Below are 20,327 nucleotides of genomic sequence, written 5' to 3'. Positions count from 1 at the left end.
CGGCCATGATAACGTTAAATAATTATAGATGTAATCCCAGCTTGCAGATTTTTAACTGCTCAGACCAAGCTGTGTAATGAATTGGCTGATGATGCGCTCCGTTGCGCCCCAAAGTAGACCATGCTTGGTCTGTAACACTTCAAAGTGCAGTGTTGTGTTTGCCCGCTCGATGGCTAATGTCTGCCAGTTTGCTTTTTGGCACAGCGTGGCGAAGGGGATAAAAAATGCTTCGTCGACCTCATTTTGGTCAATTTGCCAGCGTGTGTTCGGCTTTAGATGAGCGAGATATGGGGTGATGACGATGTCGCCCAACGTACTAATTTCCGGCAGATGGCCAATAACCTCAATGTGTTTGGCAGGGATATTCAATTCCTCGTGCAATTCGCGCAAAGCCGTATGCATTAAGGTTGGGTCTTCGCGCTCTTGCTTACCACCGGGAAAGCACAATTGGCTGGGATGATGACGCAAGTGACTGGCGCGTTTACACAGGAGTACTTGCGCGCCAGAAGGCGAATCGCTGATGATCATCATCACTGCGCTGCGGCGTTTGGGGTGGCGTTTAGTTCCGTCGCAAACTGGCGAAGTTAGCATGTAGCGGCTGATGATCTGCGCACAGTTTAAATTTTCCACCGCAATTAACTCACTCTAATGTCGGCAATATTTTATTCACTTTATGGTACGTTTCTTGGTATTCAAGTTCAACGTTTGAGTCTGCGACAATGCCGCCACCGGCCCAACAATAAAGCGTATTATTATGCGCGACCAAAGTTCGAATAGTAATACTGGTATCCATATCACCGCAGGCACTTAAGTAGCCAATTGAGCCACAGTAAACACTGCGACGATGCGGCTCTAGTTCTTCAATAATTTCCATTGCGCGAATTTTCGGCGCACCAGTAATTGAACCACCTGGGAATGCAGCATGAAGTTGGTCAATGGCCGTTTTACCTTCCGCCAGTTCTGAGCGCACTGTGCTTACTAGGTGATGCACTGCAGGAAAACTTTCAATGGCAAACAGAGAAGGAACATGCACGCTGCCAGGCTTTGCCACCTTGCCTAAGTCATTACGCAGTAAATCCACAATCATGACGTTCTCGGCGCGGTCTTTCGGTGAGTTTGCCAGTTGTTGTGCTAATGCCGCATCTTTTTGCGCATCTGCGCTTCGCGGTAACGTGCCTTTAATCGGTTTGCTTTCGACCTGATTATTTTTAACTTCGATAAAGCGCTCTGGGAGATAGATAAAATAGCGCCATCGCGTAGGCGAATAAAGGCAGAAAAAGGTGCACGGTTGTGGGCACGTAATCGCTGGTAGGCTTGCCATTCACAGCCTTGATACTGGGCACTGAAACGCTGAGCAAGGTTAATTTGGTAGCAATCGCCGCTGCGTAGATAGTCTTGAATTTTCGCAAATTGCTGTGCGTAAAATTCATAGCTCATATTAGATTGCCAAGTGGATGTCAGCGCAAAGTGCTCAGCTGCAGGCTGCTGCGCAATCAATGATAGGTATTGGGCTAACCCTGTATCAGCATCGACATCAGGTTGGGCGACATAAAACCATTGGTTGTGCGCTTTATCAAAAATGAGTGCATCAATGTATAAGCCGACCTGCATTTGCGCAAGGTCAATGTCATTTTGGGCAAGTTCTGGCATGCGCTCGAGAATTCTGCCTAGGTCATAACCAAAGTAACCTAGCCAACCGCCGCTAAATGGCAGGTCATGAGGCGCTTTGTCATTGCACAGGGTTGCCAGTTGATCTTGCATCAGTGTAAACACATCGCCCTGAATAGGTTGCTCATCTATGGTGACCTGTGCATCTTTTACACTCAGCCATTTTTGCGGATTGATAGCAATGATATCAAAGCGACTATTGACGTGCTCATCGCTTGCCGAATCGAGGAAAATCGCCCCAGCTAAATGGTGAAAATGAGTAAATACATCACAGGGTTGTGCCTGTAATGGCACCTTGATGCAGTGCAATTGCGAATTTGTCATTATCTTCAACTCGAAGAACTAGCCCGAAACGGGCAGGGAGGTTATCATAAGTTACACTTTTTCAGAAGTCGCACTCTCTCACCGTGCGCACGTCACCGATTGGTTGCAATCGCTTTTGTTAAAAATAGCGTATTGCGCCAAAGTATGAAGGAAGAACTATGAGCACTATTCGCCAGCAAGACTTCATCGACAGCATTGCCGATGCGTTGCAGTATATCTCGTTTTATCACCCATTGGATTTTGTTCAGGCGCTAGAAAAAGCGTACAACAAAGAGCAAAACAAAGCGGCCAAAGACGCGATTGCACAAATCCTAATTAACTCGCGCATGTCTGCTGAAGGTAAGCGTCCACTGTGCCAAGACACAGGTATTGTTACTTGTTTCGTGAAAATTGGTATGGATGTTAAATGGGATAAAACCGACATGACCGTGCAACAAATGGTTGATGAAGGTACTCGCCGTGCTTACCTAAACCCAGATAACCCACTTCGTGCATCAATTGTTGCTGACCCAGCAGGTTCACGTAAGAACACTAAAGACAACACGCCATCCGTTGTGCATATCGACATGGTTGCTGGCAATGAAGTTGAAGTGATGATCGCAGCGAAGGGCGGCGGCTCTGAAAACAAAACGAAAATGGTCATGCTGAATCCATCAGACGATGTGGCTGAATGGGTTGAGAAAACACTACCAACTATGGGTGCTGGTTGGTGTCCACCAGGCATGCTCGGCATAGGCATTGGCGGAACGGCTGAAAAAGCAGCGGTACTGGCAAAAGAATCATTGATGGACCCAGTTGATATCCATGAGCTAATGGAGCGTGGGGCGCAAACCACAGAAGAAAAACTACGTTTAGAAATCTTCGAGCGTGCCAACAAAACGGGTATTGGTGCTCAAGGTCTAGGCGGTTTAACTACGGTTGTTGATATTAAAGTTAAAACTGCGCCGACGCATGCTGCGTCGAAGCCTGTAGTGATGATCCCGAACTGCGCGGCAACACGCCACGTACACTTCACTCTAGATGGTTCAGGCCCTGCTGATTTGAAAGCTCCAAAGCTGGAAGATTGGCCAGAAGTAACTTGGGAAGTGGGTGCCGATACACGCCGCGTGAACCTTGATACTTTGACCAAAGAAGACATTAAAGAGTGGAAGATGGGTGAAACAGTACTGCTAAGCGGCAAGATTTTGACTGGCCGTGATGCTGCGCACAAACGTCTTCAAGGTATGATTGAAAGCGGTGAAGGCATGCCAGAAGGCGTTGATTTCACGAATAAATTCATCTATTACGTGGGCCCAGTCGATGCTGTTGGCGATGAAGTTGTAGGTCCAGCTGGCCCAACAACATCTACACGTATGGATAAGTTCACTGACCTAATGTTAGAGAAAACAGGTCTTATCGGCATGATCGGTAAAGCAGAACGTGGCCCAGCAACCGTTGAGTCAATCAAAGAGAACAAAGCGGTTTACTTGATGGCTGTTGGTGGCGCAGCTTACTTGGTTGCGAAAGCAATTAAGAAAGCGCGCGTTGTCGCGTTTGAAGATTTGGGTATGGAAGCTATTTACGAATTTGAAGTAGAAGACATGCCAGTCACAGTTGCAGTAGACAGTGAAGGCGCAAACGCGCATACACAAGGTCCTGCAATCTGGAAAGCAAAAATCGAAGAGCTGGATAGCGCGTTAAAATAAGGCCTATCTGTTAAAAAGAAGAGCGCATCTGCGCTCTTTTTTATGGAGTGAAAAATGATAACAAAAACTTCTATAGCGACCTTGGTAGCGGGTTTGAGTGCGGCATTCGCATCACAAGCTGAGGTACTGAGCGTTGATAAACTTAATAACCTCAATAAAGTGCACAGTGTTGCTGTTTCAAGTGATGGTCGCACATTGGTGTATGGTTTAAAGACACCTTTAGGTAGCGATTTATATGTGCAAGCGTTAAGCGCACAGACAAATGAATTTGCGTCCTCGCAAAGCCAAAGCGCAGCGACACGCCTCACTTTCGATAAAAAAACTGAATCAGACGTCACATTCGCCGCTGATAATAAGGGCGTGTACTTTTTATCTTCTCGCTCCGGCTCACAGCAATTGTGGTATTTGCCGCTCGCGGGTGGTGAAGCAAGACCAGTAACCGATTTCCCACTGGATATTGAAGGCTACCGTTTGAGCGCTGATAACGCGTCGTTGGTAGTGAGTTTCGATGTCTATCCAGGTTGTGAATCGCTTGCCTGCAATGTTGAAAAAGATAAAGAGCAACAAGCTGTTAAATACAACGCACAAGTGTATGACGATCTCATGGTGCGCCATTGGGATCATTGGAATGACGAAAAAGTCCGTCATTTATTTAGCGCGACCATCACTGATGAGCTAGTTACGGATGCTAAAGACATTACGTCTAATTGGCAGACCGATGTGCCAGCCAAACCGTTCTCAGGAATGGAAGAAGTGGCGATTAGTCCTGATGGCCAAAAAGTGGTGTTCAGTGCCAAAGTAAAAGCAAAAGACAATGCGTGGAGCACAAACTTTGATTTATTCGAAGTCTCTATCAATGGTGGCGATGCACGCAATCTAACTGCTGATAATACCGCGTGGGATTCCAGCCCGCAGTTCTCTGACGATGGCCGTTACCTTGCGTATAAAGCCATGTCTAAGCCGGGCTTCGAGTCTGACAAGTTCACACTGCAACTACTTGATTTGCGCACAGGTGAAACTAAATCATTGGCACAGCAATGGGATCGCAGCGTCGGAAGCTTCACATTCGGCGCAGGTGGCCGTGCAATTTATGCCACAGCGAAAGACCTAGGGCAAACGAGTTTGTTTGAAATCAGCACCGCGTTTGGTGATGTGCGTTCATTATTCTCTGATGGCTATGTGAGTGATGTACATGTCGTTGGTCAACAAATTGTTTTTTCTCGCCATGCGTTAAATTCCCCTAAAGACTTGTATCGCATGAATCGTGATGGTGCAGGGTTAACACAACTTACTGCTGTAAACAGCGACAATTTAACATCTTTGGAATTTGGCGATGTTGAACAATTCAACTTTGCCGGTGCGAACGATGAAACGGTATACGGTTACCTTGTAAAACCAGCACAATTTGATCCGAAAAAGAAATACCCATTGGCATTTTTAGTGCACGGTGGCCCGCAAGGTTCATTCGGTAACATGTTTCACAGCCGCTGGAATGCGCAGCTTTGGGCTGCGCAGGGTTATGGCGTGGTGATGATAGACTTCCACGGCTCAGTGGGATACGGACAGGAATTCACAAATTCAATCTCTCGTGATTGGGGTGGTAAGCCATTACAAGACCTGCAAAAAGGGTTAGCACATGTCAAGCGCAGTTATAAGTGGTTAGATACTGAAAATGGCTGTGCGTTGGGCGCATCTTATGGTGGCTACATGATGAACTGGATTGCAGGCAATTGGCCAACTGGCTTTAAGTGTTTAGTGAACCACGCTGGTTTGTTTGATATGCCAAGTTTCCACCAAAGCACCGAAGAGCTGTGGTTTGCCGAGCACGAAATGGGCGGGCCTTTCTGGGCAAAAGATGCGGATTACACCAAGTTTAATCCTTCTGACTTTGTCGAGAACTGGCAAACACCGATGCTTGTTACCCAAGGCCTAAAAGACTATCGCGTACCGTACGCGCAAAGTTTAGGTGCCTTTACTACGTTGCAACGCAAAGGGATTGATTCACGTCTGGTTGTTTACCCAGATGAAAATCACTGGATCCGCAACTCAGACAACCTAAAACATTGGTATGAGCAAGTGTTTGCGTGGATGGACAAGTACACCAAACAGTAATATTTACTACTCAGACCAGTTAATCGGACGCTCGTGCACTGCAGTGCGAGCGCCCGTTACATCACGCATTCGACATTTCTCTATCCCGTATTAAAATATTTACATAGAAGCTACCGTTAACGTAAACGTCACCTGGTCGTTTAGTAATGTTATCCAAGAGGTAGATTTAAATGGTTTGTAATTGTATATTTTTCCCATTATGTAGATAAAAAAACCAAATAATCTTTATTGTTTGGAATATATATTTAGTTTGTGAATGCATCGAGACTTTATCATCTGATTAAGTGGCATGACTGACAACTTAGTGATAGAGTCCTCGGCAATTTCAGCGCACCCGGTGTCAGGGTATATAAGTTCGGAGAATAAAAGTGGCTGTTTTTAATCAAGTTGATTTTGATAACCACGAGCAAGTGGTTTTTTGTAGCGATAAAGAATCAGGCCTAAAGGCTATTATCGCAGTTCACAGCACAAAATTAGGTCCTGCGGTAGGTGGTTGCCGTATGTGGAACTACGCAAGTGACGAAGACGCAATCACAGATGTACTGCGTTTATCTAAAGGCATGACATATAAAAATGCTGTTGCGCGTTTACCATTTGGTGGCGGCAAGTCAGTTATCATTGGTGATGCTAAAGAAATTAAGTCAGAAGCGCTTTTCCGTGCGTTTGGTAAGCAATTAGAGCGCCTAGGTGGCAGCTACTATTCGGCTGAAGACGTAAACATCACCACAGGTGATGTAATGATCATGCACAAAGAAACCAACTACGTAATGGGCCTTGAAGGCAAAAGTGGTAACCCATCACCATTTACTGCGCTAGGTACTTTCTTAGGTATTAAAGCGGCATTCCAACACAAGCATCGTCACCAGAACCTTGAAGGCGTTAAAGTGTCAGTACAAGGCCTTGGCGCAGTAGCTTATGACCTATGTAAGCATCTTCACAATGCTGGTGCTGAGCTATTCGTTACAGACATCAACGAAGCATCAGCCTCACGCGTAGTGAACGACTTCAATGCAACTGCGGTTGGCATCGATGAAATCTATGACCTAGACGTAGACGTGTACGCACCGTGCGCACTGGGTGCCACTGTGAATGACAACACCATCCCTCGCATTAAAGCAGGCATCATTGCTGGTTGTGCGAACAACCAGCTCGCTGAGTCACGTCATGGTGAGATCCTGCGTGAAAAAGGTGTGCTTTACGCACCAGACTACGTAATTAACGCAGGTGGTATCATCAACGTTTATTACGAAACTAAGCCAGAAGGTTACAGTGCAGAAGAAGCAACTAAGCACGTTGAAGGTATCTACGATACACTTATCGAGATTTTCCAACGTTCTGACGCTGAGCAAGTAGGCACGCACGTTGTGGCTAATGAACTAGCAGAAGAGATCATCGCAAACGGTCTATAATCTCTGCAAAAATTGGCGTAATAAGAGCCGTTTTAGTTAAACGGTAGCTTAAATTATTGCGTCGATGTAATGAATAAGGCATGCTCCAAGCATGCCTTTTTTATGTGTTTTTCATAGATGACAACAGCATATACACCCGTCGATTTATCTGCTTGGGAACGTCAGCAACATTTCCAATTTTTCAAAGATTTTCATCAACCTTATTTCAATGTTTGTGTGAGTTTGCAGGCGTGGCCTCTGTATGAGTATTGCCGTGCGAACAATGTGTCTTTCTTTTTAGCTTATCTGTATTTGGCACACATCAGTGCGATTGAATACCAGCCAATGGGATTGCGTATACATAACGGTGAAGCTGTTCATTGTGCCAATCCCAGAGTGAGTGTGGTGCAACTTGCTGAAGATGAAACATTCCGTTTTAGCTATCTAAACTCAGCGGACAGTTTTGCAACGTACACAGCGCATCACCGATTGCAAAGCGCCGAGTCATTAAATAAGCCATTATTTAGTGAAGCGTTTGCCTGCACTGAAGGCCAATGTGACTTAATTCACGTCTCCGTTCTGCCTTGGCTTAATTTTAGTGCCTTTTCTCATGCAACTCATACAGGCGCATCGAATGGCATCCCGAAATTGGTATTTGGCCAGTACAATAGAAAATCGAGGACGATGCCATTAGCCTTGGATGTTCATCATGCGTTGATGGATGGTTTGCACAGTGCGCGCTTCATTCAGATACTGCAAAACAAGTTCTTGAATCCTAAAAAGTACCTGAAAGACTAACAAATACAGCCCTTTAGCGGCGAAAATGTCGCGATTGGGCGTAATCAATTGTAATTGTTCACCGACCGTGTAAAGTGTATGTTCATATATCGTTAAGTTTTAAATTAATTGAGTTGTGGGTGAGCAAAGTGCAGTGTGCCTATTATCCCTTTGCATTGATATGTTTCTTATTCGCGTTTTGCGCGCAAGCAGCTCAAAATACGTCACTTCAAAATATTCCATTAAATCACTACTTTGCTGAAACTTGGGACACCCGAGATGGGTTGCCTCATAACAGTATCAATGCCCTCGCACAAACAAAAGACGGTTACATCTGGGTGGGGACCTGGGAAGGTGCTGCACGTTTCAATGGCCGAGAATTTAAGCTTTTCACCCGAGGACCTCAAACGGGTTTGCCTGATTCGGGCATCCGCAGCCTGAGCCTTGATGCGCTTAACCATGACCTATATGTAGCAGGCTCTCGCGGTGGGGTCAGTATCGCTAAGGGCACGCAGTGGCAAGCAATGCCTTTGGCTGACAGTATGGTCAATTTTGCTAAACGCGTGAGTGATGGCGCTTTGTGGTTAGCACTTGAAGATGGTGGTGTGGTTCGTCGTTTTGCAGGCGCTGAGCACAAATACCTAGAAGGTGTAAGTACCTATCACATTCTCGAGCACCAAGAGGGAGTGTGAATCGCCAGTAGCCAAGGCCTCTACAGATACAATGAAGGTAAAGTATCTAAACTTATGCAAGTGCCTGCGGCTATATCAGGCATGGTGTTTAAGCTGGCAAAAGACAGTGAAAACCGACTTTTAGTCGCTACTGAGCAAGGAATTTGGCGCTATGACAATGGTGAGTTTTCCTTACTTCACGAAGGCTTGAAGTTTGAGTCTGTGTCTTCAATTCTTGTGGATTATCGCGGGGATATCTGGCTTGGCACGATTAATCATGGCTTGTTTAGATTAAGCCAGTTTGGATTAGAAAAACTCGATGCCAACGTCGGACTTCCCAGTAACCGAATTTTGTCTTTGTTAGAAGACAACGAACGCAGTATTTGGATTGGTACGAATGCTGGCTTGTTCCGCTTACGCCAGGCTCCCTTTACAACACTTAGTCAGGCCAGAGGGCTGTCGGGTGATTATGTACGCTCCTTGTTGAGCCACACAGACGGTTCGTTGTATATCGGCACGAGCAATGGCCTCAACCGATATAATGGCGATATTGCGACGCCGTTGGACCAGCAAGAAGGAGCACCTATCTCAGTGTTGAGCTTGACCAGTGCGAAACGTGGCGGCATGTATGTCGGCACCTACACGGACGGCTTACTCTACTTTGATGGTCAGCAATTCTCAGATTTATATAACCGCGATAACGGTTTGTCGAGTAACGAAGTACGCGCAGTGTTAGAACAAGACGATGGTTCGGTCTGGATTGGTACAGCAGCGGGTTTGGTCCATAAAAATAAGCATGATGCACTTGTCACTTACACTGACAAAGAAGGGTTACCGGGTAATTTTATCATGTCTCTTGCGCAGGATAATCTTGGAAGAGTGTGGGTAGGCACGGGGGTGGGTGTCGCGGTCATTGATAATAATCAAGTCACCACAATACCAATTTCTGAGCACTTAGACTCCGAATATGCATTTGGCTTTGCGATGGAAGAGGGTGTTGTTTGGATGGCAACGGACCGAGGTTTGCTTCATTATGACCTCGCCACTTCCAAAATGACCAAAGTGGGTAAGGAGCAGGGATTACCTGTAGATAAGTTATTTGCAGTCGTGATAGATGAGTTTGACCACTTCTGGCTCAGCAGTAACAGAGGTGTGATTCGCATTAGCAGAGATGATTTAGAAGCGAGCTTGTCCGACAGCAGTGTTGCGTTGGTATTGACTGTGTTCGATCAAGGGGACGGAATGCTGAGCTCTCAGGCTAATGGTGGGTCGCAGTATCCCGCACTTCGCCATACCGATAACAGTATTTGGGTTGCAACAGCACGTGGAGCTGCCGTCGTAGACCCGCAAAAGTTGACACGAATGGCCAATGTCGCTTTGCCAGTAAGTATTGAATCTATTCAGTATGATAATGAATCGCAAACACTTATTGATGAGGGTGACATGCTGATCCCTTCTGATGTGAATCGATTGTCGATTACATACGCTGGGTTAGGGTTTGTCATGACTGAGCGAGTTGAGTATCAAACCAAGTTACAAGGCTATGATCGCAATTGGGTGGAGCGTGGCAATTTGTCCATCACCGAATACACCAACCTCGCGCCAGGTAAATATCAATTTCAAGTGCGGGCACGTTATCCATATGGGCAGTGGCAAGAGGCGGGAACGACCTTAAATTTTAAAGTCGCGCCAAAAGTGTGGCAAACAGTCCCGTTTAAATTGGCGATTACTGCGGTATTTGTTTTGTCGCTCATTTTGATTTATCGGTTGCGTTTTTATCATCTAAAACGCAGTGAAGCACAGTTAAAGCAACGTGTTAAAGAGCAAACGAAAGTGCTCGCAGAGCAGGCGCAAGCGTTTGAGCACCAAGCTACGCATGATCAACTGACCGCCATTGCCAACCGCCGCGCTTTCGATAGTTGGCTCATTGAGCATTTTGATGTAGCTGCTCAGAAGCAACTGCCGTTGAGTCTGCTTATTATCGATATTGACCATTTTAAACAAATTAACGACAGATACTCGCACATGATTGGAGATAGGGTGATCGTTGAAGTGGTGGAAGTGGTTCGTACGTGTCTAACTGAGGAAGCCTTATTTGCCCGTTGGGGCGGTGAGGAGTTCACGATACTCTTACCGCACACCGACGAACAGTCCGCATTAGTGCAAGCCCACACAATCTGTGATCGAGTGTTTGCCCACGAGTATCAGCACATTGCAGAAGATTTACATGTATCGGTCAGTATTGGTGTCGCCGATAACCACAGCGCAGCCAATTATGACCGCTTGCTGTCAAATGTGGATAAGGCTCTCTATCTCGCTAAAGAGCATGGCCGCAATAGGGTCGTTGGCTTTGAGCGTGATTGCTGCGTCAATATCGCGAGTATCGAGTAACTCGTCAGCGACTGCTAACGAATATCAACGACCTTACTGGCTTTCTTAAAGCGTATTTGTAAACCACTCCACGTGGGTAATTCCCACCGTTTTGGCGGGTCTTTACGTTCGCCACTGGCGTAATGGGCAACAACGCGTTTTGCTTTAAACAAATACTCAATATTTAGCGTCACCCCAGGGAGGGTTACCTGCAGTGGGTAGCGCTCTATGAACTCTTTAGCTTCCCATTCATCAATGCCCTTGTAGCTTAAATCACTGGCTTCGAGTAACGCGAGGTCATCTTGGTCTTGCACTCCTAATTCGTGGAGGCGTTCATGAAGGTGTTGCTCAATGCTTGGAACATCTTTCTCAATAGCGTGGTAGCGCAAATAAAGTTGATGATATGCAATATCGTGCGCAAGTTGCTCGCCAACACCTATAAACAACTGATTTTCGATAATAAGTTTCACCACGCAGTCTATCAATAACTCAGCTGGAGCAAGGCAATCTATGGTTTCAAGCACAACGCCTGCGTAGGATTTACAAAGTTGTGCCCAAATCTGAGGGCTGTGGGACTGCTCACTCGCTGCTAGGTAACAACCTACCAATTCATTTTCCGTTGCTACACAGTGCAACACAGTGTTCAGGCTGATAGGAGCGCATAAGGTGGCTAAGGTGTCTGCATGCTTTTTACCTTTCCCCGCCAATGAGAATGAATCGAGCACTAGCGCCGCTTGGGTGCTCTCGGGCAACAGCGAGTTTTTAGCTGGGCGAATCTCTCCCGCGCCGTTTCCTAATCCGCCCCGGCGGTTATTTCTGCGCACAAATATACACTCAGGCTGGGATTTGGCGATGGCGCTTATTAATGCGGTGTAATCAAAACGTGCGCTTTTGGCGATTTCGGGTAACTGGTAGTGGATACGTAAGTAATTACTGTAAGTGCCAGCCTCATCCAATGCCACCGTATCAATCGCTAAGAACTCATGACCTTGTCCACGCACAGCAGCGATAGATAAGGCGATGTCACTGCTAATAACTTGCTCACCTAACGCGTTTGCCAATTGCAGGAGATTATCTTTGGTAGGGCTAGCGTAAAGTTGAGCGGGCGTGGCAATTACGCTGGCAATGTCAATCATGGCTTGGCGCAATGTTGAGGTGGGCATGGCCTCAATCAAATAGCCTAAATTAGCATCCACTGGCAGCGGATAAATTCGACGACCAAGCTCCGTGGCGATGTGTTTGTCATCTATCGCACCGATGGCGTTTAGGTGAGTGAGTGCCTTTTCCAAGCTGCTTGGAGGCAATGGAGTCAGTAAGTTCAGTTCATCAACCTTGATATTGGCGCACGCGCTGGCGAGCACCAATTCATCAAGCGCTTCTCGCTCTACTTCCACTGGCGTGCGAGCCAGTAAAGGGGCGTTTTCTCCAAACAGGCCAATATACAACCCAGGCGCTGTGCGTCCACAACGGCCTTTACGTTGTTGTTGTGAGTCTTTGGCGATGGCATCGAGACCCAGCACAGTTTTGCCTTTACGTAAGTGTGTGCGCCGCTCTAATCCCGAATCAATCACGCATTCAATTCCAGGCACAGTTAGGGATGTCTGGGCTACATTCGTGGCAAAGATGATGCGGCGCTCATCACATTGGTGCAGTGCCTGTTGTTGCTCGTGCATTGGGCTTGAGCCATGCAAGCCAATACATTGCACTGGTAATGTACGACAAAGGCTCATACATTCATTGATTTCAGCGCGACCAGGCAAGAACACTAAGATGTCATTATGACTGTGCTCAAGGGCATAATTACAAGCTTCATAGACCCTAGGTGCAAGATCATAACGTGAAGGCATAGCCTGAGGTTCATCGGACAAAAACGTGCTGCGGATGGCGAACATGCGACCGTCGCTGTGCAGGGTGGTTGCATCTATGTAATTGGCAATCGAATCGCTTTCAAGTGTTGCAGAAGTCACCACTAAGCGGTGGCGACCATAATGTTTCAACAGCGCCAGTAATAAATCCGTATCCCAGCGGCGCTCATGAAATTCATCAAGCATCACCACATCGTAGTCCTTTAATTGGCTCTCAAAGAACCAACGTAAAACTACTCCGGGAGTAGCGAAAACAATGCGAGTGTCCTCACTAAATTGTGCTTCAAATCGAATCGCATAACCTATCTCTTGCCCTAATTTTTGCCCACTCTTTTGTGCTAGATAGTGAGCTAAAGAGGTCGCTGCAATCCGCCTTGGCTGCACCACAAGTACACGACCAGAGCGCGCTGCCCATACAGGTAAACACGTTGATTTTCCGCTACCTGTTGGCGCATGGACGATGACATTGTGATTTGAAATCGTCTGTAAAAACTCATTTTCTATAGCGTTAATTGGCAGCGTAGTCATTGTTTTTTTATCGAATATTGGAACACTGAGATTGAAATACCGCGCCAAGGGTCATATTAAGTAACAGAGAAGTCAAGGAATTAAGAAATGATCAACGCGATACTTATCGTTCTGCTAGTTGCTTTTGTTGTGGTGTATTGGCGACAAGACAGCCTGCGTTTAACGAGTTGGCAGCGAAAATATAAAGAAGCTGAACTCAGTGAGCCACAAAAACAGCTACTGCTCAGAGTCATGCCGATATACAAGGCAATGACAGACGCCGACAGAGCCAAATTAGAAAAGCATATTTGCTGGTTTATGGGAGAGAAGCGTTTTTTAGGGCGCGATGGTTTGCAGGTCAATGACGCGATGAAACTCGTAGTTGCTGCAGATGCGTGTTTACTCATGCTCAACAAACCCTGGCCACTGTACCCTAATGTCAAAGAGGTACTGTTGTACCCAAGTGCCTATTACGCCAACGTAACACAGCGAGATGTAGCTGGCTTGGTGAGTTACCACCAAGTGGTACGAGAAGGGGAATCATGGCCCGGAGGGACATTGGTGCTAAGTTGGCATGATGTGCTTGAAGGTAATCGCTTGCCAGGCGATGGTCATAATCTGGTATTTCATGAGTTCGCCCATCAATTAGACCAAGTGACCGGGCAGACAAACGGCACGCCTGAGTTGCCAAATAAAGGGGCATACGCACGTTGGGCTGAGGTGTTCACTCGTGCATTCAATAAGCTTAAAAGCCACGTGGCCTACAATATGCCCCATGTTATGCACAGCTATGGAGCGACCAATGAGGCAGAGTTCTTTGCTGTAGCAACCGAAACCTTCATTGAAAAGCCGCACCAAATGCGCCAATTCGATGCCGAGCTGTTTAATATTTTAAAAGATTATTATCAATTCGACCCAAGCGACTGGCAGCGCGATTTCTAAGAGAATTTTGGTAGGCGTAGGCTAAAAGAAGGATTCAAGCTCGGGTTTCAAATGGCTGTAAGAAAAACTCAATGGCCAAATTCGAAATACGCATTGTTTTAAGCGCTTTTTATCCCTCAAATTCTTCCATTAAGCCCATGTTGCTTCCCCTTTGCCATGGTTTTTGCTTTAGTAGGCAATGATAATAACTAAACCTAATCAGAGAATCATATGAAGACTCCATTATACAGCGCCTTGGCATTGGCAATCTCACTTGCTTTGCCAACGGTTCATGCTGATGAAGCCGCAAAAGATGATAAAAAATGGCAAGTAGACAGCCCACAGGGTGAATTTTTAGACGCGAAAATCAGCGTCACCCAGGGTACGTGGATGAACGTGGATGTGTCACCCGATGGTAAAACCTTGGTATTCGACCTTCTTGGCGATATATACACTATGCCAGTGAGCGGTGGTAAAGCGACCCAGCTTACATCAGACATCGGCTGGCAAATGCAGCCGCGCTTTAGCCCAGACGGCAAGCACATTGCGTTTACCTCTGACCAAGGCGGCGGTGACAATATTTGGATTATGAACCTAGACGGTTCAGAACAAACACAAGTCACAAAAGAGTCTTTCCGCTTGCTTAACAGTCCAGCATGGAGCCCTGATGGCGACTTCATCGTTGCTCGTAAGCACTTCACTGCAAGCCGTTCACTTGGTGCGGGTGAGGTATGGATGTATCACAAAGCCGGCGGCTCAGGTGTGCAATTAACTGAGCGCCCGAATGACCAAAAAGATTTAGGTGAGCCAACATTTTCACCGGATGGTCGCTATGTGTATTTCTCACAAGATGCGACGCCAGGAAAGACCTTTCACTACTCAAAAGACTCGGTGCAGGGTATCTACAAAATTAAGCGTTATGACCGCGAGACCGGTGAGATTAAAACAGTCTTAAGTGGCCCAGGGGGTGCAATTCGCCCAACGCCGTCTCCAGATGGTAAAACCTTGGCGTATATCAAGCGTGACGACTTCCAAAGCACCTTGTATTTATATGATTTGGAATCAGGTAAAGAAACCAAGCTTTACGACAAACTAGAACGTGATATGCAAGAAACATGGGCTATCCATGGTGTGTATCCGACGATGGCATGGACTCCTGACAACGAATCACTGATCTTCTGGGCGGGTGGTAAAATCCATAAGCTTGATGTGGATAGCGGCGAAAGCGCTGAAATCGCCTTTGAAGTAGAAACCACCAAATCAATCCAAAAAGCAGTGCGTTTTACGCAAGAGCTAGATACACCAGAGTTTGACGTGAAAATGCTGCGCAACGTGCAGGTTTCACCAGATGGTGAAACAGCGATTTTCGAGGCGATGGGGCACATTTATAAACGTGACCTTGAGTCGGGCAAAATTAAGCGTTTAACCAGCCAAGACGACCACTTTGAATTCTTCCCAACGTACTCACGTGATGGTAAGCAAATTGCGTACGTTACGTGGGACGATGAAAAACAAGGCAGCGTGCGTGTCGTATCTGCTCGTTCAGGTCGCGGTGATACGCTTACGACTGAGCCAGGTAAATACGTAGAGCCTACTTTTAGCCCTGATGGCGAAACGCTGGTTTACCGTAAGTCATCAGGTAGCAGTCTATTAGCACCTGAGTGGTCACTCAAGTCAGGCATTTATGCCGTTGATACCGACGGAAAAGGTGAGCCAACGCTTATCACAGAAGATGGTTATCAGCCTCAATTTGGCAAAGACAATGATCGCATTTATGTGATGAGCCCATGGCCAAAGCCAACCTTCAGTGTGGTCGAGCTAGAGACGAAGAAAATTCGTAAGTTATACGAATCGAAGCACGCGACTGAATTCCGTATCTCACCAAACGGCGAGTACCTCGCATTTGCAGAGCGTTTTAAAGTATTCGTAACGCCATTTGTTGAGCGCGGCAAAACCATCAACATTGGCCCCAAAGACAGCCAATTCCCAGTTGAGCAATTATCTGTTCGCGCAGGTGAAAACATCAGCTGGAGTGGTGCGAGCGACCGTTTGTATTGGAGCCTTGGCCCTGAACTTTATCATGCATCATTGGATGGCATATTTAATATCAAAGCAGATGAAAACGCTAACTTCAAAGTTGAAAGTGGCGACAACATCGGCTTTAAAAAGACCATGGCTGAGCCAGAGGGGATGATTGCCCTTGTGGGTGCGAAAGTGATCACCATGAATGGCGAGCAAGTCATTGAAAACGGTGTGGTGTTGACTGACGGCAAACACATCAAAGCCGTCGGCGCGCAAGGCGATGTAAGTATTCCAAAGGGTGCAGAAGTTATTGATGTAACTGGCAAAACAATCATGCCGGGGATCATAGATGCGCATGCTCACGGTGGCCAAGGTAGCGATGAAATTATTCCAGAGCAAAACTGGAAGAACCTGGCTGGCTTATCACTGGGTGTTACGACTATTCATGATCCAAGTAACGACACCACGGAAATCTTTGCAGCCAGTGAAATGCAAAAGGCTGGCGAGATTGTTGGCCCACGTATCTTCTCAACGGGTACCATTTTGTATGGTGCGAATATGCCGGGTTACACCTCGCATGTTGACTCACTGGACGATGCGAAATTCCACCTTGAGCGCTTACAGAAAGTGGGTGCCTTTAGTGTGAAGTCATACAACCAACCACGTCGCGATCAACGCCAGCAAGTCATTGAAGCAGGCCGCGAATTGGGCATGATGGTCGTCCCTGAAGGGGGCTCTTTACTGCAGCACAACTTAACCATGGTGGTCGATGGTCACACAACAATTGAGCACTCAATTCCAGTTGCCAATATCTATGAAGATATTCGCCAGCTGTGGTCGCAAAGCAATGTGGCTTACACGCCAACATTGGGCGTGGCTTACGGCGGTATTTGGGGTGAGAATTATTGGTACGATAAAACAGATGTATGGAATCACCCACGTCTGAGCAAGTTTGTGCCTCAGAACCAGTTGTTACCGCGTTCTATGCGCCGTACCAAAGCACCTGAGCATCACTACAACCACTTCAACAACGCGCGTGTATCTGCCGAGTTGCAAGATTTAGGTGTGATGGTCAATGTGGGTGCGCACGGTCAGCGTGAAGGCCTAGCGGCACACTGGGAAATGTGGATGTTTGCCCAAGGCGGTATGACGCCACTGGAAGTGATCCGCACAGCAACGATTGACCCAGCGAAAACCTTGGGTCTAGACAAAAACCTAGGCTCACTAGAAGCCGGTAAGCTCGCTGACCTTATCGTGATTGATGGCGATATTCTGAGTGACATTCGCCAATCAGACAAAGTGCAGTACACCATGATTAATGGTCGTTTGTTCGATGCCGAAACGATGAATGAAGTCGGCAAAGATAAGCGCAAGCCGCTGTTCTTTGAAAACAACTAATCACGGTTAATGGTGAATTAAAAAGCCCGCCAAGTGCGGGCTTTTTTGTGACTGTTGCTAGTGAATGAGCACGTGAGTTAGGCAATTTGAATTGTGTGATATGCCAACAAGGTGCCATCGCTATTTTGTGCAGTATTAAGAATGAACTGCTCATAGCTGCTGCCAAAGACGTTATCCCCGCTGGAAAGGGGTGTGTCTTGTTCACCTCGTGACTTATATTCGCTGTGCGTGGTGCAGATTTCTTTAGCAAATGAATCAGTGAAGCAGAACTGGCTAATGACTGAGTCCATGTTGTTGTTTGTCACTCGAAAGTGAATATGTATCGTGCGGCCCGAATACCAACCGGGGAAGTGCGTTTTAAAATTAACTCGGCCACTGCTGTCGGTAATGAGTGTGCCGCGATACCAAGCGCTTTGTTCAGCCGCGCTGTCACCGCCGGTGCAAAAATTACCAGCAAAACGGGCACTATCGGCACTGCTGGATGTATCGCCAGAATAAACACCGCGGGTATCACAATGCCAAACTGATATTTCATAGTTAGCTAATGGGTTACAGTCGCTGTCAATCAACTGCAAACACAGCATCATTGGTAAACCCGAAAGCCCATCGGAAATATCCTCACCGGAATCTGCTTGAAAGTAGCAAGGCCCTTCAGTTTTGGATTCGGTCAACGCTAATACGCATGCAGACGTTGTTGCAAAAATACTGTCGTCTGGAAAATCATCCGTGATAAGTGCGGTTGTACCCGCGACATAATCACTGTCATTGGTGACGGTGGAGTTGTCTGATCCGTAGTCCGTACCTGTGTCCGCGTCATCTTCTGTTGAATTCACAATGGTATCGTCTGCACTGCAGCCAATAAAGGCTAAAACAGGGATCGCAGCCATGCCGACTCCGAGGGTTTTCAGGACTTTGCGGCGACTAACAAGAGTCGGTTTTACTTTCATATTATTCCCTCACTTTTGGGCGACGTTGTTGATGAAAAATGAGTGTAAAACACAAATGTGGAGCAATTGTGGAGTAAAAATGGTGACATTGTGTTACTTCATTGGCATGAATGAGCATCGATAGACAGCAACATTACGGCTTTGTATAGTGCTATTAATACCACTGAAAAAATCAATTAACTCCGTGAAAATGAAGCTATTTCATAAACTCTTTGTCTCCAATGTGGTGATTATTATATTGCTGGTGATCAGCGCATTTGTGGTGAACACCTTGATTAACCAACGCGTACTTAGGAATGTGTTTGAGGATATCGACAAAGACGCAGTAGCACGCATCGCCCAAGGAGTGGCCCAAGAATATGCCCATGAAGGGAACTTGGACTCATTGGTAGATAATCCCAGAGCGTGGCAGCAGCTTGCCGAGCAACAGTTCCACTCGAGTCGTGCGCAGTTTTCCAAAAATAATGACGAGTTTAACGATTTCGAATTGACCCCACCCAATGAGCCACCGAAGCGTCATCCATCATTTGACCCCTCACGACACTCAGATTTTGACCCCCCTCAAGGGGATGACCCATTTATCCCGTTTGATCGCAGAATCACGCTAGTGGATAGCCAAGGGAGGGTGTTGATTGAATCAGATTCCATCGAGGGCATCGCTGTGCGCCAAGATGTGATATTGAATAACACCGTAATCGCGACGCTTAAATTGCATCGTAATGACAATAATAAAGCCAAGCTCGCAAGTCGGTACATTCGCAATCAGGCCGTGAATGGGGCATGGGTGTTAGTTTTCGGTTTGATTATAGCCATCGTGGTCAGCTATGTACTTGCGCGTCATTTTACCCGTCCGATAGTGCAGCTAACACACGGGGCCAAGGCATTAGCAAAACGTGATTTTGATACTCATATCACCGTTTCAAGTAACGACGAGTTTGCAAGTTTGGCGAATAGTTTCAACAATATAGCGACAGAATTGAAGCGATTTGAACAAACCCAATCACAGTGGATTATGGATATCTCCCATGAGTTGAGAACGCCTTTGACCATACTCGAAGGCGAGCTGAGTGCGATTGCAGACGGTGTGAGTCCCTTTGACGATGCTGCGGTGCGCTCATTGCAAGAAGAAGTCACAATGCTCAGCGCGCTGGTTAATGACTTACATCAACTCACTAAAACGGAAGGGCAGCTATTAAAACTGTTGAAGGAAACAGTCAATCTTACAACACTTGTTATTGGCCAAGCTGAAAAGTATCGCAGCATATTGTCTACTCGGGGAATATCTTTGCAATTGAACGTGCCTGAGGTGGAAATATGCGTGCATGTTGATAAGGGCAAAATTATCCAAGTCATTAAAAACCTATTTGAAAACTGTGTGCGTTATAGCCAAGAGCAGGGGCAAGTGTTTGTGAATGTGGGCGTACAACAAGGGCAAGTTATGGTCAGTATTGAAGATTCAGGCCCTGGCGTAGATAGCATGTTGTATGACAAGCTATTCGATCGTTTGTTTCGCGCAGATGCATCGCGAAACCGAAAATCAGGAGGTTTTGGCCTTGGTTTGGCGATTTGCAAAAACATTATTACAGCGCATCAGGGGCGCATTTATGCAACTAAAAGTGTTCACGGTGGTCTGTGTATACAATTTACATTACCAGTCTCAAAAGGGTAACGG

Annotated in this window: 12 protein-coding genes and 1 pseudogene; 9 read left to right on the top strand and 4 right to left on the bottom strand. The window is 46.5% G+C overall.

The window, feature by feature from the left end; translation table 11 throughout:
• Positions 1-51 precede the first annotated feature (51 nt).
• Positions 52-630: an NUDIX hydrolase gene (locus tag ACH19P_RS10945; RefSeq protein ID WP_462158583.1), complete on the bottom strand. Its 579-nt coding sequence runs from the start codon at positions 628-630 to the stop codon at positions 52-54.
• A 10-nt stretch (positions 631-640) separates the two neighbouring features.
• Positions 641-1,992: pseudogene (gene pabB, locus ACH19P_RS10940) on the bottom strand (aminodeoxychorismate synthase component I).
• Between the two features lie 158 nt (positions 1,993-2,150).
• Between pabB and ACH19P_RS10935 the strand changes: the two are divergent.
• From ACH19P_RS10935 to ACH19P_RS10910, 6 genes are all read left to right on the top strand, one after another.
• Complete coding sequence (locus tag ACH19P_RS10935; RefSeq protein WP_347389157.1) at positions 2,151-3,677, top strand: fumarate hydratase; 1,527 nt, start codon at positions 2,151-2,153, stop codon at positions 3,675-3,677.
• A gap of 54 nt (positions 3,678-3,731) precedes the next feature.
• A complete protein-coding gene (locus ACH19P_RS10930) occupies positions 3,732-5,789 on the top strand; it encodes a S9 family peptidase (RefSeq protein WP_462158582.1) in 2,058 nt (685 codons plus the stop codon).
• Between the two features lie 368 nt (positions 5,790-6,157).
• Positions 6,158-7,198 carry a Leu/Phe/Val dehydrogenase gene (locus ACH19P_RS10925; RefSeq protein WP_462158581.1) on the top strand — a complete coding sequence of 347 codons (1,041 nt, stop codon included), beginning with the start codon at positions 6,158-6,160 and terminating at the stop codon, positions 7,196-7,198.
• A gap of 117 nt (positions 7,199-7,315) precedes the next feature.
• Positions 7,316-7,975 carry a CatA-like O-acetyltransferase gene (locus ACH19P_RS10920; RefSeq protein ID WP_462158580.1) on the top strand — a complete coding sequence of 220 codons (660 nt, stop codon included), beginning with the start codon at positions 7,316-7,318 and terminating at the stop codon, positions 7,973-7,975.
• A 119-nt stretch (positions 7,976-8,094) separates the two neighbouring features.
• Complete coding sequence (locus ACH19P_RS10915; protein WP_462158579.1) at positions 8,095-8,646, top strand: ligand-binding sensor domain-containing protein; 552 nt, start codon at positions 8,095-8,097, stop codon at positions 8,644-8,646.
• A gap of 54 nt (positions 8,647-8,700) precedes the next feature.
• Positions 8,701-11,016, top strand: a complete 2,316-nt coding sequence (locus tag ACH19P_RS10910) for a ligand-binding sensor domain-containing protein (RefSeq protein WP_462158578.1) — start codon at positions 8,701-8,703, stop codon at positions 11,014-11,016.
• A 14-nt stretch (positions 11,017-11,030) separates the two neighbouring features.
• Here the strand turns inward: ACH19P_RS10910 and ACH19P_RS10905 are convergent, their stop codons facing one another.
• Positions 11,031-13,388, bottom strand: coding sequence for a DEAD/DEAH box helicase (locus ACH19P_RS10905; protein WP_462158577.1), 2,358 nt, complete (start codon positions 13,386-13,388; stop codon positions 11,031-11,033).
• 87 nt (positions 13,389-13,475) lie between these two features.
• On the opposite strand from ACH19P_RS10905, the gene ACH19P_RS10900 reads away from it, so the two are divergent.
• Positions 13,476-14,309: a M90 family metallopeptidase gene (locus ACH19P_RS10900; protein ID WP_462158576.1), complete on the top strand. Its 834-nt coding sequence runs from the start codon at positions 13,476-13,478 to the stop codon at positions 14,307-14,309.
• Between the two features lie 210 nt (positions 14,310-14,519).
• On the top strand, positions 14,520-17,708 hold the full coding sequence (locus ACH19P_RS10895) for an amidohydrolase family protein (RefSeq protein WP_462158575.1): 3,189 nt from the start codon (positions 14,520-14,522) through the stop codon (positions 17,706-17,708).
• Between the two features lie 77 nt (positions 17,709-17,785).
• On the opposite strand, the gene ACH19P_RS10890 is transcribed toward ACH19P_RS10895, so the two are convergent.
• Positions 17,786-18,655 carry a dioxygenase family protein gene (locus ACH19P_RS10890; RefSeq protein WP_462158574.1) on the bottom strand — a complete coding sequence of 290 codons (870 nt, stop codon included), beginning with the start codon at positions 18,653-18,655 and terminating at the stop codon, positions 17,786-17,788.
• A gap of 190 nt (positions 18,656-18,845) precedes the next feature.
• Between ACH19P_RS10890 and ACH19P_RS10885 the strand changes: the two genes are divergently transcribed.
• A complete protein-coding gene (locus tag ACH19P_RS10885) occupies positions 18,846-20,324 on the top strand; it encodes an ATP-binding protein (protein ID WP_462158573.1) in 1,479 nt (492 codons plus the stop codon).
• Positions 20,325-20,327 lie beyond the last annotated feature (3 nt).

The organism is Pseudoalteromonas sp. GB56 (genome assembly GCF_054923835.1).
This window is presented reverse-complemented; position numbering and strand designations above follow the sequence as displayed.